Consider the following 18,205-nt stretch of genomic DNA (forward strand, 5'->3'; position numbering starts at 1 on the left):
AATCCTCGGCACCGCGCCCGCTCAGCGCAGCAGCCGAGTGGAGCGCAGGTGGATGTTCTGTAACAGGCCGATCGCCATCAGCGAGGCGAACATCGACGACCCGCCGTAGGACACCAGCGGCAGCGGTACGCCGGTGACCGGCATGATGCCCAGGCACATGCCGATGTTCTGGAACGCCTGGAAGGCGAACCAGCAGGCGATCCCGGCCGCGGCCACCCGGCCGAACATGTCGTCAGCGCGCAGCGAGATCCGCAGCGCACGCCACAGGAGTACGGCGAACAGCGCGATCAGCACCCCGGCGCCGACCAGACCGAGCTCCTCCCCGGCGACGGTGAAGATGAAGTCGGTGTGCTGCTCGGGAACGAACCCGGAGCGGGTCTGCGAGCCGTGGAACAGCCCTTGTCCGAACAGGCCACCGTTGCCGATCGCGATCCGGGCCTGGGTGGTGTTGTACCCGGCGCCGCGCGGGTCGAGCCCCGGGTTGGTGAAGGCCATGAACCGGTCGATCTGGTAGTGCTTGAGCAGGCCCGCCCGCACGACCGCCGCCGCCGCGGCCACTCCCCCGACCAGCATGACGCCCAGCCATCGGCGCGAGACGCCGGCGACGGCCAGCACACCGAGCACGGTCGCGGTCAGCACCAGCATGGTGCCCAGGTCGGGCTGCAGCAGGATCAGGACGGCGGGCACCCCGGCGATCGCCAGCATCAGCAGGACCTCGGTGGTGCCCACGACTCCGCGCCGCGACGCCTCCGTGCGCTCCGCGACGACGAGCGCCATCCCGACCACCACCGCGAGCTTGGCGAACTCCGCCGGCTGCAGAGACATCCCGCCGAGCTCAAGCCACGAGCGGGACCCGTTGATCGTCGAGCCCATCACAAGCACGAGCAGCAGTCCCAGGATCGAGCCCACGTAGACCAGTGGCGCGAGGATCCGCACCCACCGGTGGTCCGTGGCGACCACCACGAGCGCCAGGATCAGCCCGATCGCGACGTTGACCAGCTGCTTCTTCAGGTACTCCGCCGGGTGGCCGCCGGTGAGCGCGGCCTGGTGCGAGGTGGCCGACCAGACGAGCAGCGACCCGATCACCAGGATCGCCGCCGTCACCAGGGCGAGCGGCCAGTCGATGCCCGCGGCACGGACGCGGGTGCGGACCAGGGGCAGCCGCATGGCGCCCGAGCGAGTGGTGGGGACGACGGTCACCGCCGACCTCCCTTCGTCGGCTCGGTGGCGGGCGGCAGGATCGAGCCGTCCTTGGCGAAGACGGGCAGCCGCGAGGGCAGCAGGGTTCCCGGGATGACGGAGGTGGAGGGCCGGACCTGCTCGCCGTGCACGCCGTACAACGCCTCCCAGATCTTGCGGACCGCGGGTCCCGAGGTGCCCGAGCCGGTGCCGGCCTGGGTGACCACCATGACCACGACGTAGTCCTTGGTGTACGTCGCGACGAGCGAGGTGGACTGCTTGCCCTGGACCTCGGCCGACCCGGTCTTGCCACGGACCTGCACCTTGTCGAGCGGGAAGCCGATGAACTTCCAGGCCAGGGTGCCGGTCTTCGGGGTACCGAGCAGCGCGTTGTCGACGTACCGGAAGGCGGATGCCTTCGACTTCACGTGACCCTGGACCTTCGGCCTGATGTTCTTGATGAGCCGCCCCGTCGGGGACACGATCGCCCGGCCCACACGCGGCTCGTAGAGCGTGCCACCGTTGCTGATCGCGGCATAGGCACGCGCCAGCTGCAGCGGGGTCACCATGGTGTCGCCCTGGCCGATCGCGAAGTTGACCGCGTCGCCCGCGCGGTACTCGTAGCCGTCGACGCAGAACTCGTGCGAGAACAGCCGCATGAACGCGCTGCCCTTGTTCTCCTTGTCCAGCTTGCAGTAGTAGCCCTTCATCGCCTTCCAGTAGGCGAGCTTCCACTTGCGGTCCGCGATCCGCCCCGAGGCCTCGCCCGGCAGGTCGATGTCGGTCTTCCGCCCGTAGCCGAACTCCTTGGCGATGTGCACCAGCGGGTCCTTCGCGTGCACGTTGCTCGGGTCCGAGCCGTACTTGCGCCAGAAGGACAGGCCGACGCGGTAGAAGAACGTGTCACAGGAGACCTGCAGCGCCTTGGCGAAGTCGATCATCCCGTAGGACTCGGACTCGTAGTTCTTGAACCAGCGGTTGCCGACCTGCAGCCCCGACGAGCAGTCCAGCCGACTCGACGGGCCGAAGCCGTTGTTGAACGCGCCGACGGTCATCTCCGGCTTCCAGGTCGAACCCGGCGCGTACTGGCCCTGGGTGGCCCGGAACAGCAGCGGGTTGTCGGCCTTGGGCGAGTAGAGCCGCTTGAGCTGCTTGCTCGAGATGCCGTCGACCCACACCGAGGGGTCGTACGTCGGCTGGCTCGCCATCGCGACGATCCTGCCGTTGCGCGCGTCCATCACGACCACGCTGCCGCTGTCGGCCTTGTAGTTCATGTGCGTGACCGGGTCGTAGGTGTGCCGAGCCGTCCTGATGGTCTGGGCGAGCTGATGCTCCACCACCGACTGCAGGTGCGCGTCGATCGAGGTGACCAGGGTGTCGCCAGGGGTCGCCTGCACCTCGCCACTGTCGCCGAGCACCCGGCCCATCGAGTCGACCGTGACCCGCTTGTACCCCGGCTTGCCGCGCAGGTACTTGTCATAGCTCTGCTCGACCCCGGCCCGGCCGACCACCGAGGCGCCGTTGACCGAGGTGTCGTGGTGCTTGCGGGCCTCGGCGAGCTCACCCTTGGTGATCGGGCTCAGGTAGCCGAGGAGGTGTGCGGCGTTCACGCCGTACGGCGCCGGATAGGCACGCACGCTCTGCTGCTGGGCGAGGACGCCCGGGTAGTCCTCGGACCGCTCGAGGATCCGCACCGCGTCGGCCTGCGCCACGTCGGTGGCGACCGGCACGGGCTGGTAGGGCGACCCGTTCCAGCACGAGCCCGCCGTTGCGCCGGGCTGGCCACACACCAGCGTCCGTGCCTTGACCTGTGAGTACTTCTCCCCCACCGCGCGCGCCACCCGGTGCAGCAGCTTCTTCTGGTCCACGGCATCGAGCTTGTCGAGCATCGTCCGGTCGACGCTGACCACCCAGCTGGGGCGGTTGGCGACCAGCGGTCGGCCCTGGTCGTCGACGATCAGCCCACGCGGCGGCTGGACCACCAGCTCGCGCACCGACTGCTGGACCGCCTGGGCCTGGTAGCCCTCGCCGCTGAGCACCTGGATGTACCAGAGCCGCGCGAAGAGGGTGACGAACAGCGAGACGACCAGGGCACGGACGACGAACAGGCGGAGCCGGCTCTTCTGCGTCGGCGACGGTCGGATCAGCACGGCGGCCATGTCAGTAGGCGACCCTCGCGGGTCGGAGCCGGCGCAGCAGCGCGGTCATCGGTGGCAGCAGCACTGCGGCGACCAGGACGTCCCACACAACGCCGATCACGATCACCTGCAGCATCTGCCCGGCGGCCAGCCCGTCGTCGCCGAGCACGACGCCGGACAGCGCGAAGATCGACGACGCGACGAACGAGCAGCCGGCCACCGCGAGCAGCGCCGCCGGGACCGAGTTGCGGGCGTCCAGCCGCACGCGGCCGGCGAGATATCCGGCGACGACCAGGGCCAGCGCCCAGCGCCCGGCGACGTGGTCGGCCGGTGGAGCGAGATCGAGGACCAGCCCCGCGACGAAGCCGAGCGTGGCGGCGTAGTGCGGTCCACGCACGAAGCCGGCCGCCACCACCAGCAACAGTGCGAGGTCGGGGACGACGCCATCGACGGAGACGTAGCGCAGCACCGCCACCTGCAGCACCACGGCGACCAACACCAGCACTACCACGGCGCCGTTGCGCAGCGAGTTCATCGCGCGGCCCCCTTGATCACGGCACGGTCGCCGTGGGTGCCGCGCGGGACCACCACGCCCACCACATCGAGTGAGCTGAAGTCGACGAAGGGCTCGACCTCGGCGTGGTTGGTCAGGTCACGGGGGTTGGAGTAGACCGAGGTGACCTTCCCGATCGGGATCCCCGCCACGTAGGGCACGCCGTGGTCCGACCCCCAGGTGACCACCACGTCGCCGTGCTGCGGCGTCACCGAGCTGTCGACCAGGTCCAGCTCCAGTCGGCCGTTGCCGTCGATGGACCCCTCCCCCCGCACGTTGCCGATCTCGAGGTTCGCGCCCAGGCGACCACCGACCACCGAGCTCTTGTCGGCGATGAGCAGCACGGTCGCCGTGGTGGAGGTCACCCTGATGACGCGGCCGACGAGCCCGTCGCCGTTGAGCACGGTCATGTCCGTGCGCACGCCCGAGCTGGTCCCCGCGTCGATGGTCACGGTGCGGTTGAACGACTGCGCAGGGCCGATCCCCACGACCCGCGCAGGCACCAGCGAGTATCCGGTGTCGCGGGCGGTCCGGCTCAGGCCGTCGTACTCGGCCAGCCGCCGACGGTCCAGCGGAGCGACCTCATCAGCGGTGCGCAGCCGGGAGTTCTCCGCGGTGAGCGAGGCGACCTGGTGCCGCAGCGACTGGTTGTCGCGGAGCGCCCCGGTCAGGTCGCTGAACGGGCGTACGGCGGCCGCGCTGACGGTCTCCACCGGGCCGATGACGTTGCCGACCACCGTACGCAGCGGCTCGATGGGCGAGTTGTCGCCGCCCTTCGCGTCCAGGGTGATCACGGTGAGCGAGGCGAGCACCAGCAGCACGATCAGTGAGTGCGAGCGGCGCGGCCGCGGGCCCGGTGCCCGCCGAGGGTCGAGGTCCACCATCGGCTCAGCGCCTCGGCTCGGAGACGAGCACCTGCTGGAGCGCCTCGAACTCCTCGACGCACTTGCCAGCCCCCATCGCCACCGAGCTGAGCGGGTCGTGCGCGACGTGCACCGGCATCCCGGTCTCGTGGCGCAGCCGCTCGTCGATGCCGTGCAGCAGTGCGCCGCCGCCGGTGAGCACGATGCCTCGGTCCATGATGTCCCCGGCCAGCTCCGGCGGAGTGTTGTCCAAGGTGGTGCGGACTGCGTCGACGATCGCGTGCAGCGGCTCCTCGAGCGCCTTGCGGATCTCGCTACTGGTGAGCGACACGGTGCGAGGAAGCCCCGAGACCATGTCGCGACCACGGATCTCCGCCTCCGGCTCGATCGCGGCCGGGAACGCCGAGCCCAGGGTCATCTTGACCTCTTCGGCGGTCCGGTCGCCGAGCATCAGCGCATGCTCCTTCTTGAGGTGCGCGATGATCGCCTGGTCGAGCGCGTCGCCCGCCGTACGCACCGAGAGCGTGGTGACCAGGCCGCCGAGCGAGATCACCGCCACCTCGGTGGTGCCGCCGCCGATGTCGACGATCATGTTCCCGGTGGCCTCGTGCACGGGCAGCCCCGCGCCGATCGCCGCCGCCATCGGCTCCTCGACGATGTAGACGCGTCGGGCGCCAGCGACGTAACCGGCCTCCTTGACGGCACGCTGCTCGACGGCGGTGATCCCGCTCGGCACGCAGATCACCAGCCGCGGCTTGGCGAAGTAGCGCCGTCGGTGCACCTGCTGGATGAAGTAGCGCAGCATCTGCTCGGTGGCGTCGAAGTCGGCGATCACGCCGTCCTTGAGCGGGCGGATCGCGGTGATCCCGTCGGGCGTGCGGCCGATCATCCGCTTGGCCTCGTGGCCGACCGCGAGGACCTCGCGGGTCTGGGTGTTCATCGCGACCACCGACGGCTCGTCGAGGAGCACGCCCTTGCCACGCAGGTAGACCAGGGTGTTGGCGGTGCCCAGGTCCACGGCCATGTCGCGGCCGATGAAGCCCGGAATGATGCCACGCTGCGCCATCAGTGCCTCGCTGCTACTTGGGGAAGTGCTTCCAAGCGTAGGAGCGAGGCACGCTCAGCCCCGGCAGGACACGCGGGCCCTAGGCGAGGTGGGGGAACCAGATGGCGATCTCCCGAGCGGCCGACTCGGTGCTGTCGGAGCCGTGCACGAGGTTCTCCCGGTTGGACAGCGAGAGGTCACCTCGGATTGTGCCCGGAGCCGCCTTCCGACCGTCGGTGGCACCGTTGATCGCCCGGACGACCTCGATCGCCTGGTCGCCCTCGAGCACCAGGCTGACGAGCGGGCCACTGGTGACGAAGTCCCGCAGCGGAGGGTAGAAGTCCCTCTGCACGTGCTCGGCGTAGTGCCGGTCGGCCAGCGTCGCGTCGATCTGACGGTGCTCCATCGCCACGATCGTCAGGCCCTTGGCCTCGAACCGGGACAACACCTCGCCGACGAGACCCCGGCGGACGGTGTCGGGCTTGAGCAGTACCAGGGTGCGCTCACTCATGGCCCGAAGAGTAGTCAGGCCCCGGCGCCGCGGCGGCACGGGCCTCCCACTCGGCCCGCTCACGCTCGATCTTGGCTCCGAGGAAGTACGCCGTCGCCCACAGCACCATGAAGACCACGCCGAGCACGATCATCGCGGTGATCACGGCCGACAGGGCGAGGGCGGCAACCTGGATGCCCCACCCCAGGACGTAGGCCCAGCGGAACCGGAGCAGACCCGCGACCAGCAGACACGCCACGAAGAGTCCGAGCCCGATCGCCAGCCCGGTGCTCGTCGCGATCGAGGTCAGCGAGACCAGCACGATCGTGCTCAGGCCGAGGACGATCGCTTCCAGCGACAGGATCGCGGAGCAGAGACGACGCTGCATCAGGCCGACTCCCCCGCGTCGTCGGGCTGCTGGCTGCGGCGTGGACGCAGCATGGCCCGGGCCTCCCCGACGGTGACCACCGACCCGGTGACCAGCACCCCGCCCGACCCGATCGCCTCACCGAAGACGCCGCCTGCCTCGGCGAGCGCCACCGCCTGGTCGATGGCGTCGGCGAGCGACGACGCCTCGGTCACTCGGTCCTCGCCGAAGATGCCCCGCGCGACCTCGGCCAGCGTGGCGGCCGGCAGCGTCCGGGCTGTGGAGTTCTGTGTGCACACGACGTGCGCCAGCACGGGCTCGAAGGCCGCGAGCACGCCCTCGTAGTCCTTGTCAGCCATCACCCCCATCACCCCCACGAGCGGGCTGAACGTGAAGGAGTCCTCGAGCGCGGCGACGGTGGCCGCGGCGCCGTGCGGGTTGTGGGCCGCGTCCAGCACGATCGTGGGTGACCGCCGGATCACCTCGAGCCGCCCCGGCGAGGTAACCGTGGCGAACGCCTCGTTGACCACCTCCTCGGCCAGCAGATCGGTGCCCCCGAGGAGAGACTCGACCGCCGCCAGGGCGAGCGCGGCGTTCTGGGCCTGGTGGGCGCCGTACAGCGGCAGGAAGACGTCCGGGTAGCTGCCCCGCACCCCATCGAGGGACAGCTGCTGGCCACCGACGGCGGGCACCCGGGTCCGCACGCCGAAGTCACGGCCCTCGACGAGCAAGGTGGCTCCGACCTCGACGACCCGCTCGGCGATGACGGCGGCGACCTCGTCGGTCTGCTCTGCGCTGACCACCACTGCGCCCGGCTTGATGATCCCGACCTTCTCCCGGGCGATCGCCACCGCGGTCTCGCCGAGGTACTTCTCGTGGTCGACCGCGATCGGGGTGAGTACGGCGACCTGCCCGTCGGCCACGTTGGTCGCGTCCCAGGCACCTCCCATCCCCACCTCGACCACGGCGACGTCGACGGGCGCGTCGGCGAAGGCGGCGTACGCCATCCCGACCACGGTCTCGAAGAACGACAGCGGGTGGTCGTGCTGGGCGTCGACGAGGTGGGTGTAGGCCGCGACGTCGTCGAAGGCACGCACGAACGCCTGCTCGTCCAGCGGCTCTCCGTCGACGACGATCCGCTCCCGCAGGGACTCCAGGTGGGGACTGGTGAACCTCCCGGTCCGCAGACCGAGGGCGATCAGCAACCCCTCGGTCATCCGAGCGGTCGAGGTCTTGCCGTTGGTCCCGGTCAGGTGGATCACCTGGTAGGAGTGCTGCGGGTCGCCGAGCAGGCCGGTGAAGTCACGGATCCGGTCGAGGGTGGGGTCCAGACGCGACTCAGGCCAGCGGGACAGCAGCGCCTCCTCGACCTCGGCCATCGTCTCGGCCAGGCGGGGCGCTGCCCCGGGCTCGTTGGAGTCGTCGGACGGGTTCTCCGGGCGGCCGCCGGCGGTCGCGGGTATCTCTGACATCGTCCGGGAAGTCTACGGTCCGGCCGTCACCGGGCACCCGCCGCGGTCGTTGCGCTAGCGTCCGGACATGCTGACCAGAACACGTTCTTGTTCGGAGCGCGGATGATGAGGACCACGGCTGCGGTGGTCGAGCGCCCGGGCGGGGAGTTCACCCTCACCGAGGTGGACCTCGACGAGCCGCGCGAGGACGAGGTGCTGGTCCGCGTCGTCGCCTCCGGCCTGTGTCACACCGACGTCTCCCTGCGGGACACCCTTCCCGCGGAGATGTTCCCGCGCATCTTCGGCCACGAGGGGGCGGGCGTGGTCGAGCAGGTGGGCAGCGCGGTGACCCACCTCTCCCCCGGCGACCACGTGGTGATGAGCCTTGCCTCCTGCCGGTCCTGCCCCCGCTGCACCGCCGGCGAGGTCGGCTACTGCGACGACACCTTCGTGCTCAACTACCTGGGCACCCGGATGGACGGCTCGACGACGTGCCGCCGCGAGGGCGGTCCTGTCTTCGCCTCGTTCCTGGGCCAGTCCAGCTTCGCACGGCACGCCCTGGCGCACGCGTCGAGCTGCGTCCGCGTCGACCCGGCCCTCGACCTCACCCGGGTCGCGCCCTTCGGATGCGGCTTCCAGACCGGGGCCGGAGCCGTGCTCAACGTGCTTCGCCCTGCGCCCCGAGACAGCGTCGTGGTGTACGGCGCCGGCGCCGTCGGACTCGCCGCCGTGGCCGCTGCTGTCTCCGCCGGGGCGGAGCCCGTCGCCGTCGACCTCAACCGCGACCGGCTCGCCCACGCCGAGCGACTCGGCGCGGTGACCGTCGACCCCGCCGAGTGGGGAGGATCGACCGTCGAGCGCGTCAAGGAGCTCACCGGCGGCGGCGCGCACGGCGCTGTGGAGACGACCGCGGTTCCCGCGGTACTCACCGAGGCCGTCCGTGCCCTCGGCGCGCGCGGAACCCTGGTGGTTCTCGGCCTCGACATGGCCCACCCCGAGTTCAGCGTCGACGCGGTCGACCTGCTCCAGTCGGGCAAGGTCGTGCGCGGCTCGATCGAGGGAGACTCCGACCCGCAGCAGATGGTTCCTCGGCTGCTGGACCTGGTCGGCACCGGTCGCTTCGCGGTCGATCCGCTGCTGACGACGTACTCCTTCGCCGACCTCGACACCGCGATCGCGGACGTCGTGTCGGGCAGGGTGGTCAAGCCGGTGCTGGTCTGGTGACAACGGCACGCGCACGCGGCATTGCCGGCTCGAGGCGCAGGTTGGCGTGGTCGACCACGCGGCGGAAGCCCAGGGCCTGGTAGAGCCGCGTGGAGACCGCGTTGGCCTGGTCGGCGTACAGGCACACCCGGGCGCCCTGGTCGGCGAGTCGGCATGCGACCGCGGCGACCGCCGAGGAGGCGTAGCCCCGGCCACGGTGCTCCCGCGGGGTGTAGACGGGGCCGATCCGCGAGACCCCGAAGCTGGGGGTGCTCGCACCGGTCAGGTGGACGGGCCGACCGGCGTCGTCCTGCCAGAGCCAGACGTCGCCGCGGTCGATGCGCGCCAGCATCGCGGCGTGGTCCTCGACCGGCCCGCTGAGGTGACCGCCGTGCCGCCCGACCCGGCCAGCCTGCTCGGCAGCGTCGGCGCCGAAGGCGCGCAGCCACCGGACCGTCAGGTCGACGTCGTCCCGGGTGGCGGCGCGCAGCGAGCCCGCCGGAGCCCTGAGGGGCGCGACCAGGTCTCCGAGTGCGAACAGCCGGGTGTGCTCGACCACCTCGACGTTGCGGTCGGCCAGCCGGGCGTACTCCTCGGCGACCTCGTCGGCGGTCGGACGAGCGCCGTTCACCCCGCCCACCTCCTCGCCGCGGGCGTGCAGGGCACGGGCGAGGGCGACGGTCGCGTCGTCGGGCATGGTCAACACGAACAGCGGATAGGGCGCGAACGAGGCGGTGCGCATCGCTGCGCCGACGACAGCCCCGGCCTCGTTGCGAACGGTCAGCCACCAGTAGGGCCGGTCATCGGGAGCGGGTACGCCGGCGCGTCGCTCCCGCGCCTCCCGCTCGGCGTTCGTCGCGACCACCGTGTTCACCACCGGGTCCGCCGACAACCAGTCGGCGGTGTCTGCCAGGAACGTCGCTGGGTCGGTCGTGAACGCGAGGCGGACCATGTCCGGCACGCTAGTCCCCGGACACCCAGGGCGGAACCCACGGCCGGGAAACCGATGCGCGACGTGCGCGGGCACCCTCATAGGATTCAGCCATGACCCAGGAGCCGACCCGTGCCGCTGACCCGACGAGTGCGACCGGGCACGACGTCGTCGTACCGGACAAGCCGGCGCTGGAGGGCTTGGAGGAGAAGTGGTCAGCCCGCTGGAAGGCCGATGACACCTATGCCTTCGACCGCACCCAGCCGCGGGAGAACGTCTATGCGATCGACACCCCGCCCCCCACGGTCAGCGGCAGCCTGCATGTCGGGCACGTGTTCTCCTACACCCACCCCGACCTGATCGCCCGCTATCAGCGGATGCGGGGGAAGACGATCTTCTACCCGATGGGCTGGGACGACAACGGGCTGCCGACCGAGCGCCGGGTGCAGAACTACTTCGGGGTGCGCTGCGACCCGTCGCTGCCCTACGACCCGGACTTCACGGCCCCGGCAAAACCGGACCCGAAGAAGCAGGTGCCGATCAGCCGGCCGAACTTCGTCGAGCTCTGCGAGCGCCTGGTCGTCGAGGACGAGTTGGTCTTCGAGCAGCTCTGGCGTCGCCTCGGTCTCTCGGTCGACTGGAGCCAGGACTACACCACGATCGGCCCCAAGGCGATGCTCGCCAGCCAACGCGCGTTCCTGCGCAACCACGCGCGCGGCGAGGCCTACCTGCAGGAGGCGCCGACGCTGTGGGACGTCACCTTCCAGACCGCGGTCGCCCAGGCCGAGCTCGAGGCCCGGGAGTACCCGGGCGCCTACCACCGGGTGCGCTTCCACGGGGCCGAGGGCCCGGTGCCGATCGAGACCACCCGTCCCGAGCTGATCCCGAGCTGTGTCGCGCTGATCGCCCATCCCGACGACGAGCGCTACCAGCCGTTGTTCGGCAGCACGGTGACCAGCCCGGTGTTCGGCGTCGAGATCCCGGTGCTCGCCCACCCTGCCGCCGAGCCGGACAAGGGCGCCGGCATCGCGATGTGCTGCACGTTCGGCGACCTCACCGACGTCACCTGGTGGCGCGAGCTCCAGCTCCCGGTGCGCACCGTCATCGGTCGCGATGGAAGGCTGCACCGGGAGACGCCGGAGTGGCTCTCCTCGCCGGAGGGGTCAGCGGCGTACGCCGAGCTCGCCGGCAAGACCACCTTCAGTGCCCGCGAGGCGATGGTCGCACTGCTGCGCGAGACCGGCGACCTCGAGGGCGAGCCGACCCCGACGCAGCGGATGGCGAACTTCTACGAGAAGGGCGACAAGCCCCTCGAGATCGTCTCCACGCGCCAGTGGTACCTGCGCAACGGCGGTCGGGATGCGGAGATCCGTGCCGAGATGATCGCGCGCGGCGACGAGATCAGCTGGATCCCGCCGCACATGAAGCACCGTTACGACAACTGGGTCGGCGGGCTCAACGGAGACTGGCTGATCTCCCGGCAGCGCTTCTTCGGGATTCCGTTCCCCGTCTGGTACCCCCTCGACGAGGCGGGCGACCCCGACTACGAGCACCCGCTGCTGCCCGGCGAGGCAGACCTGCCGGTCGATCCCAGCACGACGGCGCCCTCGGGCTACAGCGAGGACCAGCGGGGCAGGCCCGGCGGCTTCCTGGGTGACCCCGACGTGATGGACACCTGGGCGACCTCGTCCCTGACCCCGCAGATCGCGGCGGGCTGGGAGACCGACCAGGACCTCTTCGAGCGGGTCTTCCCGATGGACCTGTGCACCCAGGCGCACGACATCATCCGGACCTGGCTGTTCTCCCGCGTCGTGCGGGCGCACTTCGAGAACCACGCCGCGCCGTGGCGGCACGCGCTCATCTCCGGCTTCATCATGGACCCGGACCGCAAGAAGATGAGCAAGTCCAAGGGGAATGCCGTCGTCCCCGACGAGATCCTCGCCAAGTACGGCGCGGACGCCGTTCGCTGGCGCGCGGCGATGGCCCGACCCGGGCTGGACTCGCCCTTCGACGAGACCCAGATGAAGGTCGGCCGTCGGCTGGCGATGAAGGTCCTCAACGCCTCCCGCTTCACCCTGGACTCCGTGGGCGCCACCGACCCGGACCCGACCCGGATCTGCGAGCCGGTGGACCGTGCGATGCTGGCTCGCCTGGGCGCCACCTGCGCGGAGGCGACCGAGGCGTTGGAGTCCTACGACTACACCACCGCGTTGGAGGCCACCGAGAGGTTCTTCTGGTCCTTCTGCGACGACTACCTCGAGCTGGTCAAGGAGCGGGCGTACGCCGAGGGCCCGGCGTCCGACTCCGCCCGCGCGACCCTCGCCTGCGCACTGCACACCACGTTGCGGCTGCTCGCCCCGTTCCTGCCGTACGTGACCGAAGAGGTCTGGTCGTGGTGGCAGCCGGGCTCCGTGCACCGGCAGCCCTGGCCCACGCCCACCGACCTCGCGGTCGGCGAACCCGGCGACCCCACGCTTCTCGAGCCGGTGTCGCGAGCGCTGGCCGGTGTCCGTGGCGCGAAGTCGAACGCCAAGGTGGGGATGCGCACGGCGGTGACCACGTTGACCGTGGCCGCTCCTGAGGCGGCGCTCGCCGCGATCAGGACGGCGGAGTCCGACCTGCGGGCGGCCGGGCGGATCACCGGTGCGATCGACTGGCAGGTCGACGAGGACGCTGCCGAGCCGGTGATCACCGCGGTGCTCGACCTCGCCCCCCAGGGCTGACCTCCGGCGCCGCGCCGGCGTCAGCGGTGTGGATCGTGCTGGTGCCCGTGGGCGCCATGCCCCGGCGTGCGGTGTCCCGATCCGGGGAGGAGAGCCGGACCCCGTCGATGGCCGGTGGGCGGCGAGGCCGGTGCGGCCAGTGCGGCCGGCGCGTGCCCGCGTCCGTGACCCGGGCTGACCGGCGGGTTCGACGCGTGCCCGTGCCCGTGGCGGACCGGCGGGGTCGGTGGCCTGACCACCGGCGGCGTCACCTGGCGCGCCGGCTGGTGGGCACGGTGCGCAGGCGGGTGGGCAGCCGTCGCGTGGTGCGTGGTCGCCCGATGGCGCCGCGGCGGCGGCGTGTGGCGCGCAGCGGTGTCCGATCCGGAGAACGTCCGCGAGGCGGCCCGCACCGGCGTGCTTGCGGCGTGGTCGACGGCGGCTTGGAGGAGCCCGGTGGCGAGCGTCGGCGATCCCGACGATCGCGGGGTGAGCTGCTGGCCCAGCAGGACCTCCGGGCCGGCCTGAGGCGACGGAGCCGCCACCGTGTCGGTCACCAGCCTGGCCACCGGTCCGGCGAGGTTCAGGGTCACGATGACGGCGCACAGCAGTGCCACGAGCGCGTAAGCGATCAGTGGCCGGGTGCGTTCAGGTGTCATCGCGGTCCGTCCCGAGCGGGTGGGGAGTATGCCCGGATTCTAGGTCAATCCGCGCACTTCGGTCACCCGATCAGGAGATCCCGCGACCGACGCGATCCCCCGGTCCGGGCCCGGCTCAGGCCGACTTCTTCTTCTTGGGCTCCTCGCGGGGCACCAGCGTCGGGTTCACGTTGTCGGAGACGACCTCACCGGTCACGACGACCTTGCCGATGTCTCCGCGCGAGGGCACGTCGTACATCGAGTTGAGGAGTACCTCCTCGATGATCGCCCGCAGCCCACGGGCGCCGGTGCCGCGCTCCATCGCCCTGTCCGCGATCGCGGACACCGCATCGGCGGTGAACTCCAGCTCGACCCCGTCGAGCTCGAAGAGCTTCTGGTACTGCTTGACCAGGGCATTGCGTGGTTCGGTGAGGATCTGGACGAGGGCCTCGTTGTCGAGCTTGGTCACCGTCGCGATCAGCGGCAGCCGGCCGATGAACTCCGGGATCAGGCCGAACTTCACCAAGTCCTCGGGGCGGACGTTTGCGAAGGCTGCGGTCTCGTCGTGGTCGCTGCTCACCCGCATCTCCGCGGTGAAGCCCAGGGTCTTCTTGCCGATCCGCTGCTCGACGATGTGCTCGAGCCCGGCGAAGGCGCCGCCCACGACGAACAGGATGTTCGTGGTGTCGATCTGGATGAACTCCTGGTGCGGGTGCTTGCGTCCGCCCTGCGGCGGCACGGAGGCAGTGGTGCCCTCGAGAATCTTCAGCAGCGCCTGCTGCACGCCCTCGCCAGAGACGTCACGGGTGATGGACGGGTTCTCCGACTTGCGGGCGACCTTGTCGATCTCGTCGATGTAGATGATCCCGGTCTCGGCCTTCTTGACGTCGTAGTCGGCGGCCTGGATCAACTTGAGCAGGATGTTCTCGACGTCCTCGCCGACGTAGCCCGCCTCGGTGAGCGCGGTGGCATCGGCGATCGCGAACGGGACGTTGAGCATCCGAGCGAGCGTCTGGGCGAGGTAGGTCTTGCCGCAGCCGGTGGGGCCGATCAGCAGGATGTTGGACTTGGCCACCTCGACCGACTCGTCACGGCTGTGCTTGCCGGCCGCTGCCGAGCCCACCGCGGTGACGCCGGCCTGCACCCGCTTGTAGTGGTTGTAGACGGCGACTGCCAGCGACTTCTTGGCGTTCTCCTGGCCGATCACGTAGGAGTTCAGGAACTCGAAGATCTCGTGCGGCTTAGGGAGGTCGGCGAGCTCGACCTCAGCGGACTCGTTGAGCTCTTCCTCGATGATCTCGTTGCACAGGTCGATGCACTCATCGCAGATGTAGACACCGGGGCCGGCAATGAGCTTCTTGACCTGCTTCTGACTCTTTCCGCAGAACGAGCACTTCAGCAGGTCGCCTCCGTCGCCGATGCGTGCCATCCGTCCCCTCATCTCCTGGCGACCCACTCCCGGGCCGTTGATGCTGGCTTGAAACCGACCGTACCCCGTCCCGCCCCCAGTGGGGGCGGGACACGACCAAACTAGGCCGGGCTGGGCGCGGCCTTGCGCGACTCGAGGATCGAGTCGATCAGTCCGTACTCGACAGCGTCCTGAGCGGTCAGGATCTTGTCGCGCTCGATGTCGTGGCTGACCTCCTCGACGGACTTGCCCGAGTGCTCCGCGATCATCTTCTCCAGCTGCTCGCGCATCCGGAGGATCTCGTTGGCCTGGATCTCGATGTCCGACGACTGGCCGTAGGTGCCCTCGGTGTAGGGCTGGTGGATCAGGATCCGGCTATTGGGGAGTGCCAGCCGCTTGCCGGGCGCACCGGCTGCCAGCAGGATCGCGGCCGCCGAGGCCGCCTGGCCCAGGCAAACGGTCTGCACGTCCGGCTGGATGAACCGCATCGTGTCGTAGATCGCGGTCATCGCGGTGAATGATCCGCCCGGGCTGTTGATGTAGATGTTGATGTCGCGGTCGGGGTCCATCGACTCCAGGCACAGCAGCTGGGCCATCACCGCGTTGGCGATGTCGTCGCTGATCGGCGTGCCCAGGAAGATGATCCTGTCCTCGAAGAGCTTGGCGTAGGGGTCGATCCGGCGGAAGCCGTACGACGTACGCTCCTCCCACTGCGGGATGTAGTAGTTCATGTCCACGCCCTCACTTGTTCCGGGCCGGACGGCCCTCGTCGGCGGCCTCGCGAGCACTGGTGATCACGTGGTCGATGAAGCCGTAGTCCTTCGCCTCCGGCGCGGTGAACCAGCGGTCACGGTCGGCGTCGTGCTCGACCTGCTCCAGTGCCTGGCCGGTGTGCTGGGAGATCAACTCGAACAGCACCTTCTTGATGTGCAGGGACTGCTGGGCCTGGATCTTGATGTCCGAGGCCGAGCCGCCCATCCCGCCGGACGGCTGGTGCATCATGATCCGGGCGTGCGGGAGGGCGTAGCGCTTGCCCTTGGCTCCGGCGCACAGAAGGAACTGCCCCATCGAGGCGGCCAGCCCCATCCCGACCGTGGCGACGTCGGGCTCGATGTAGTTCATCGTGTCGTAGATCGCCATCCCGGCGTCCACCGAGCCGCCGGGACTGTTGATGTGCAAGAAGATGTCCGCGGCAGGGTCCTCTGCGGCGAGCAGCAGCAGCTGGGCGCAGATCGCGTTGGCGTTGTCGTCGCGCACCTCAGAGCCGAGGAACACGATGCGCTCACGCAGCAACCGCTGGTAGATGTGGTCATCCAGGCCATACGTCGCGCCGCCGCCGTTGAGCTGGGGCGACCGGGGGGTCTCGTTCAGGTTCACGTCCCTGACCCTAGACAACCGACCGGACAAATCCACGGGCGACCTGCCCTTGTTCGCCGACAGCGGATTGAGGCACCGGCGCGGCACGGGCCCGGAGGAGCCCGCGGGGCCCACTCAGGCCTCGACGACCTGCTTCATCCGGGCGAGCGTCGCGGCGAGGCCGTGGGCTAGCTCACGGTCGTGACCTGCGGCGCCACCCAGCAGCGGCGTCATGAGGCGCGAGGCGACCGTGTACGCCGGCAGCTCGCGCCTCGCCGTGACCCGGCTCCCCGGACGACCGTCCACGTCGACGGGCTCGATCTCGTAGACCCACGTCGCGCCGGACTCCCGGGTGCGCCAGGCGATCGCGCGCCCGGGCTCCCAGCGCACGACCCGCGAGGTGGTCGGCCAGGCCACCGGGCCGCGTCGGTTGATCCCCAGCAGCAGCTGGCCCAGTCCGTTGCGATGGCCGAGCAGCACCACCGCGCGAAGCTCCGGGCTGAACCGGGGCATCCGACGCAGGTCGCTGACCACGTCCCAGACCCGATCGGGGCCGGCCGCCATCTCGGTCGTCGCGCTGATCGGGATCGGGGTGTCGCTCACTGGCCGGCCTCCTGGGCGGGATCGGGTGCCATCGGGTGCGGAGCGAGCCATTCTCGCAGTGCGGCATGGACGTCGTCGTGGTTGAGCAGGTCGAAGTGGTCCGCGCCCGGCACGTGCAGCAGGTCGGCGCCCGGGAACATCTCCGGCCCGGAGCGAGGGAGGCCGAGCGCGGAACGCGGCTGCACCAGCAGGTCGCCGATCGCCAGGGCGACCGGGTGCCGGGGCGAGCGACTCACACTGCCGGCCACGAGGTGGTAGCGGGCGTGAGGCAGGCTCTCCACGTCGGGCGGCAGTCCGTGCCGCAGGTCGAGGATGCCGACCGACCGCTGCTCGAGAATGCGGCTGTAGGGCGCGATCTCGGGCAGTCGCTCCATCAGCCCCGTGCCGCGGGCGACGACCCGCTCCAGCGGAGCACCCAGGTGCGGACTGCCGAGGGTGACCACGTCGGTGACGAGGCTCGTCCAGCTCCCAGAGGTCTGGACCGCACAGGCCGCGCGCAGCACGAGCCCGCCCAGCGAGTGCCCGACCAGCACGAGCCGGCGCACTCCCCCGGGCCAGGCCGCCACCAGGTCGCCGAGCAGGGCGGCCACCTCGACCCCGTTCTCGGAGAGCGACAGGCCCGTGTTGATCCGCAGGTGGACCGGCGTCCAGCCGCGGCCGGCGAGAGCCTCGCCGTACGACGGCGGCGCGGGTTCGTCGGGGGTGACGTCGTTGTGCGGGCGCCGTCGTCGCTGCCAGGCTTCCTCGTTCTCGCACAGGCCGTGCACGAAGACGACGAGCGCGTCGGTGTGGTCGGGGAAGGCCGCCTCGAGGTCCGTCGGATTGACCGGGACGTCGCGCCCGCCCACGCGGACCCCGATGTCGAAGAACAACTCGGGGACCTCGTCGCGCAGCCTGTCCCCGATCAGGCCGTTGACCGCGGCCAGCAGGAACCTCCCGGCGGGTCCCTCCTCAAGACGCGGGCCCACGCCCGGCCGGTCGGCCGCGCGCAGGGCCCGGGCTCCCTGGCGCAGGCCGAGGTCCAAGCCGGCGTACACCGTGGTGGCGATCCCGTCGTGGAGGCGCTCCTCGACGCTCGCGTGGCGGCTCATGGCGCGCATCGGGGCGTGCACACGACGGGAGATGGCACGGTGCACGTCGCGCACCGTGCCGACGACCAGGTCGTCGGCGACCTCGGCGGCGAGCGCGGCGGCACCCAAGACCCCTGCGGTGGCTGGCATGGGCCCCAGTCTGGAACGTCAGCCCAACTCAGTCAACAGTCGTTCACTGAGTTGGTGG

At 70.5% G+C, this 18,205-nt stretch carries 17 protein-coding genes; 2 read left to right on the top strand and 15 right to left on the bottom strand.

From position 1 onward, the window contains the following. Positions 1 to 21 precede the first annotated feature (21 nt). The 8 genes from rodA to Q9R13_RS06345 form a co-directional block, all read right to left on the bottom strand. Positions 22 to 1,200 carry a rod shape-determining protein RodA gene (gene rodA / locus Q9R13_RS06310; RefSeq protein ID WP_310964216.1) on the bottom strand — a complete coding sequence of 393 codons (1,179 nt, stop codon included), beginning with the start codon at positions 1,198 to 1,200 and terminating at the stop codon, positions 22 to 24. Then, positions 1,197 to 3,338: a penicillin-binding protein 2 gene (gene mrdA, locus Q9R13_RS06315; RefSeq protein ID WP_310964217.1), complete on the bottom strand. Its 2,142-nt coding sequence runs from the start codon at positions 3,336 to 3,338 to the stop codon at positions 1,197 to 1,199. Before mrdA ends, rodA begins: the two co-directional genes overlap by 4 nt. Position 3,339: 1 nt before the next feature. Further along, positions 3,340 to 3,852, bottom strand: coding sequence for a rod shape-determining protein MreD (mreD, locus tag Q9R13_RS06320; RefSeq protein ID WP_310964218.1), 513 nt, complete (start codon positions 3,850 to 3,852; stop codon positions 3,340 to 3,342). Continuing rightward, positions 3,849 to 4,754 (bottom strand): rod shape-determining protein MreC, encoded by a 906-nt coding sequence (gene mreC, locus Q9R13_RS06325; RefSeq protein ID WP_310964219.1) that lies wholly within the window; start codon positions 4,752 to 4,754, stop codon positions 3,849 to 3,851. Before mreC ends, mreD begins: the two co-directional genes overlap by 4 nt. 4 nt (positions 4,755 to 4,758) lie before the next feature. Next, a complete protein-coding gene (locus tag Q9R13_RS06330; protein ID WP_310964220.1) occupies positions 4,759 to 5,799 on the bottom strand; it encodes a rod shape-determining protein in 1,041 nt (346 codons plus the stop codon). Positions 5,800 to 5,878: 79 nt separating this feature from the next. After that, complete coding sequence (ndk, locus tag Q9R13_RS06335; RefSeq protein WP_310964221.1) at positions 5,879 to 6,289, bottom strand: nucleoside-diphosphate kinase; 411 nt, start codon at positions 6,287 to 6,289, stop codon at positions 5,879 to 5,881. Next, positions 6,282 to 6,656 carry a DUF4233 domain-containing protein gene (locus Q9R13_RS06340; protein WP_310964222.1) on the bottom strand — a complete coding sequence of 125 codons (375 nt, stop codon included), beginning with the start codon at positions 6,654 to 6,656 and terminating at the stop codon, positions 6,282 to 6,284. Before Q9R13_RS06340 ends, ndk begins: the two co-directional genes overlap by 8 nt. Beyond that, positions 6,656 to 8,107: a bifunctional folylpolyglutamate synthase/dihydrofolate synthase gene (locus tag Q9R13_RS06345; RefSeq protein WP_310964223.1), complete on the bottom strand. Its 1,452-nt coding sequence runs from the start codon at positions 8,105 to 8,107 to the stop codon at positions 6,656 to 6,658. Before Q9R13_RS06345 ends, Q9R13_RS06340 begins: the two co-directional genes overlap by 1 nt. A 102-nt stretch (positions 8,108 to 8,209) precedes the next feature. On the opposite strand from Q9R13_RS06345, the gene Q9R13_RS06350 reads away from it, so the two are divergent. Beyond that, on the top strand, positions 8,210 to 9,310 hold the full coding sequence (locus Q9R13_RS06350; protein WP_310964224.1) for an NAD(P)-dependent alcohol dehydrogenase: 1,101 nt from the start codon (positions 8,210 to 8,212) through the stop codon (positions 9,308 to 9,310). Here the strand turns inward: Q9R13_RS06350 and Q9R13_RS06355 are convergent. After that, entirely contained in the window at positions 9,288 to 10,241 is a 954-nt protein-coding gene (locus Q9R13_RS06355; protein WP_310964225.1) for a GNAT family N-acetyltransferase, read from the bottom strand. The genes Q9R13_RS06350 and Q9R13_RS06355 overlap by 23 nt on opposite strands. A 92-nt stretch (positions 10,242 to 10,333) precedes the next feature. Here Q9R13_RS06355 and valS point away from each other — a divergent pair, with 92 nt between their 5' ends. Then, entirely contained in the window at positions 10,334 to 12,943 is a 2,610-nt protein-coding gene (gene valS, locus Q9R13_RS06360; protein ID WP_310964226.1) for a valine--tRNA ligase, read from the top strand. Between the two features lie 20 nt (positions 12,944 to 12,963). On the opposite strand, the gene Q9R13_RS06365 is transcribed toward valS, so the two are convergent. The 6 genes from Q9R13_RS06365 to Q9R13_RS06390 all read right to left on the bottom strand — a co-directional run bounded on the left by Q9R13_RS06365 (position 12,964) and on the right by Q9R13_RS06390 (position 18,147). Next, positions 12,964 to 13,581 (bottom strand): hypothetical protein, encoded by a 618-nt coding sequence (locus Q9R13_RS06365; RefSeq protein WP_310964227.1) that lies wholly within the window; start codon positions 13,579 to 13,581, stop codon positions 12,964 to 12,966. A 115-nt stretch (positions 13,582 to 13,696) separates the two neighbouring features. Further along, positions 13,697 to 14,989, bottom strand: a complete 1,293-nt coding sequence (clpX, locus tag Q9R13_RS06370) for an ATP-dependent Clp protease ATP-binding subunit ClpX (RefSeq protein WP_310964228.1) — start codon at positions 14,987 to 14,989, stop codon at positions 13,697 to 13,699. A 101-nt stretch (positions 14,990 to 15,090) separates the two neighbouring features. Then, positions 15,091 to 15,699 (bottom strand): ATP-dependent Clp protease proteolytic subunit, encoded by a 609-nt coding sequence (locus Q9R13_RS06375; protein ID WP_310964229.1) that lies wholly within the window; start codon positions 15,697 to 15,699, stop codon positions 15,091 to 15,093. 10 nt (positions 15,700 to 15,709) lie between these two features. Then, the gene (locus Q9R13_RS06380) at positions 15,710 to 16,339 is read right to left on the bottom strand and encodes an ATP-dependent Clp protease proteolytic subunit (RefSeq protein ID WP_310965048.1); all 630 of its coding nucleotides are present in this window, start codon (positions 16,337 to 16,339) and stop codon (positions 15,710 to 15,712) included. A 120-nt stretch (positions 16,340 to 16,459) separates the two neighbouring features. Then, entirely contained in the window at positions 16,460 to 16,927 is a 468-nt protein-coding gene (locus Q9R13_RS06385; RefSeq protein WP_310964230.1) for an SRPBCC family protein, read from the bottom strand. Then, positions 16,924 to 18,147, bottom strand: coding sequence for a lipase family alpha/beta hydrolase (locus tag Q9R13_RS06390; protein WP_310964231.1), 1,224 nt, complete (start codon positions 18,145 to 18,147; stop codon positions 16,924 to 16,926). Before Q9R13_RS06390 ends, Q9R13_RS06385 begins: the two co-directional genes overlap by 4 nt. Positions 18,148 to 18,205 lie beyond the last annotated feature (58 nt).

Origin of the sequence: Nocardioides marmorisolisilvae (genome assembly GCF_031656915.1) — a bacterium.
GTDB classification, from domain to species: Bacteria; Actinomycetota; Actinomycetes; order Propionibacteriales; family Nocardioidaceae; genus Marmoricola; species Marmoricola terrisoli.

Bases quoted from the DNA above. Each gene is read 5' to 3' on its own strand.
- Q9R13_RS06375 (WP_310964229.1), bottom strand. From the start codon at position 15,699: ATGAACTACTACATCCCGCAGTGGGAGGAGCGTACGTCGTACGGCTTC.
- valS (WP_310964226.1), top strand. From the start codon at position 10,334: ATGACCCAGGAGCCGACCCGTGCCGCTGACCCGACGAGTGCGACCGGG.
- Q9R13_RS06390 (WP_310964231.1), bottom strand. From the start codon at position 18,147: ATGCCAGCCACCGCAGGGGTCTTGGGTGCCGCCGCGCTCGCCGCCGAG.
- Q9R13_RS06355 (WP_310964225.1), bottom strand. From the start codon at position 10,241: ATGGTCCGCCTCGCGTTCACGACCGACCCAGCGACGTTCCTGGCAGAC.
- mreC (WP_310964219.1), bottom strand. From the start codon at position 4,754: ATGGTGGACCTCGACCCTCGGCGGGCACCGGGCCCGCGGCCGCGCCGC.
- Q9R13_RS06345 (WP_310964223.1), bottom strand. From the start codon at position 8,107: ATGTCAGAGATACCCGCGACCGCCGGCGGCCGCCCGGAGAACCCGTCC.
- Q9R13_RS06330 (WP_310964220.1), bottom strand. From the start codon at position 5,799: ATGGCGCAGCGTGGCATCATTCCGGGCTTCATCGGCCGCGACATGGCC.
- Q9R13_RS06365 (WP_310964227.1), bottom strand. From the start codon at position 13,581: ATGACACCTGAACGCACCCGGCCACTGATCGCTTACGCGCTCGTGGCA.
- Q9R13_RS06350 (WP_310964224.1), top strand. From the start codon at position 8,210: ATGATGAGGACCACGGCTGCGGTGGTCGAGCGCCCGGGCGGGGAGTTC.
- mrdA (WP_310964217.1), bottom strand. From the start codon at position 3,338: ATGGCCGCCGTGCTGATCCGACCGTCGCCGACGCAGAAGAGCCGGCTC.
- ndk (WP_310964221.1), bottom strand. From the start codon at position 6,289: ATGAGTGAGCGCACCCTGGTACTGCTCAAGCCCGACACCGTCCGCCGG.
- clpX (WP_310964228.1), bottom strand. From the start codon at position 14,989: ATGGCACGCATCGGCGACGGAGGCGACCTGCTGAAGTGCTCGTTCTGC.
- mreD (WP_310964218.1), bottom strand. From the start codon at position 3,852: ATGAACTCGCTGCGCAACGGCGCCGTGGTAGTGCTGGTGTTGGTCGCC.
- Q9R13_RS06340 (WP_310964222.1), bottom strand. From the start codon at position 6,656: ATGCAGCGTCGTCTCTGCTCCGCGATCCTGTCGCTGGAAGCGATCGTC.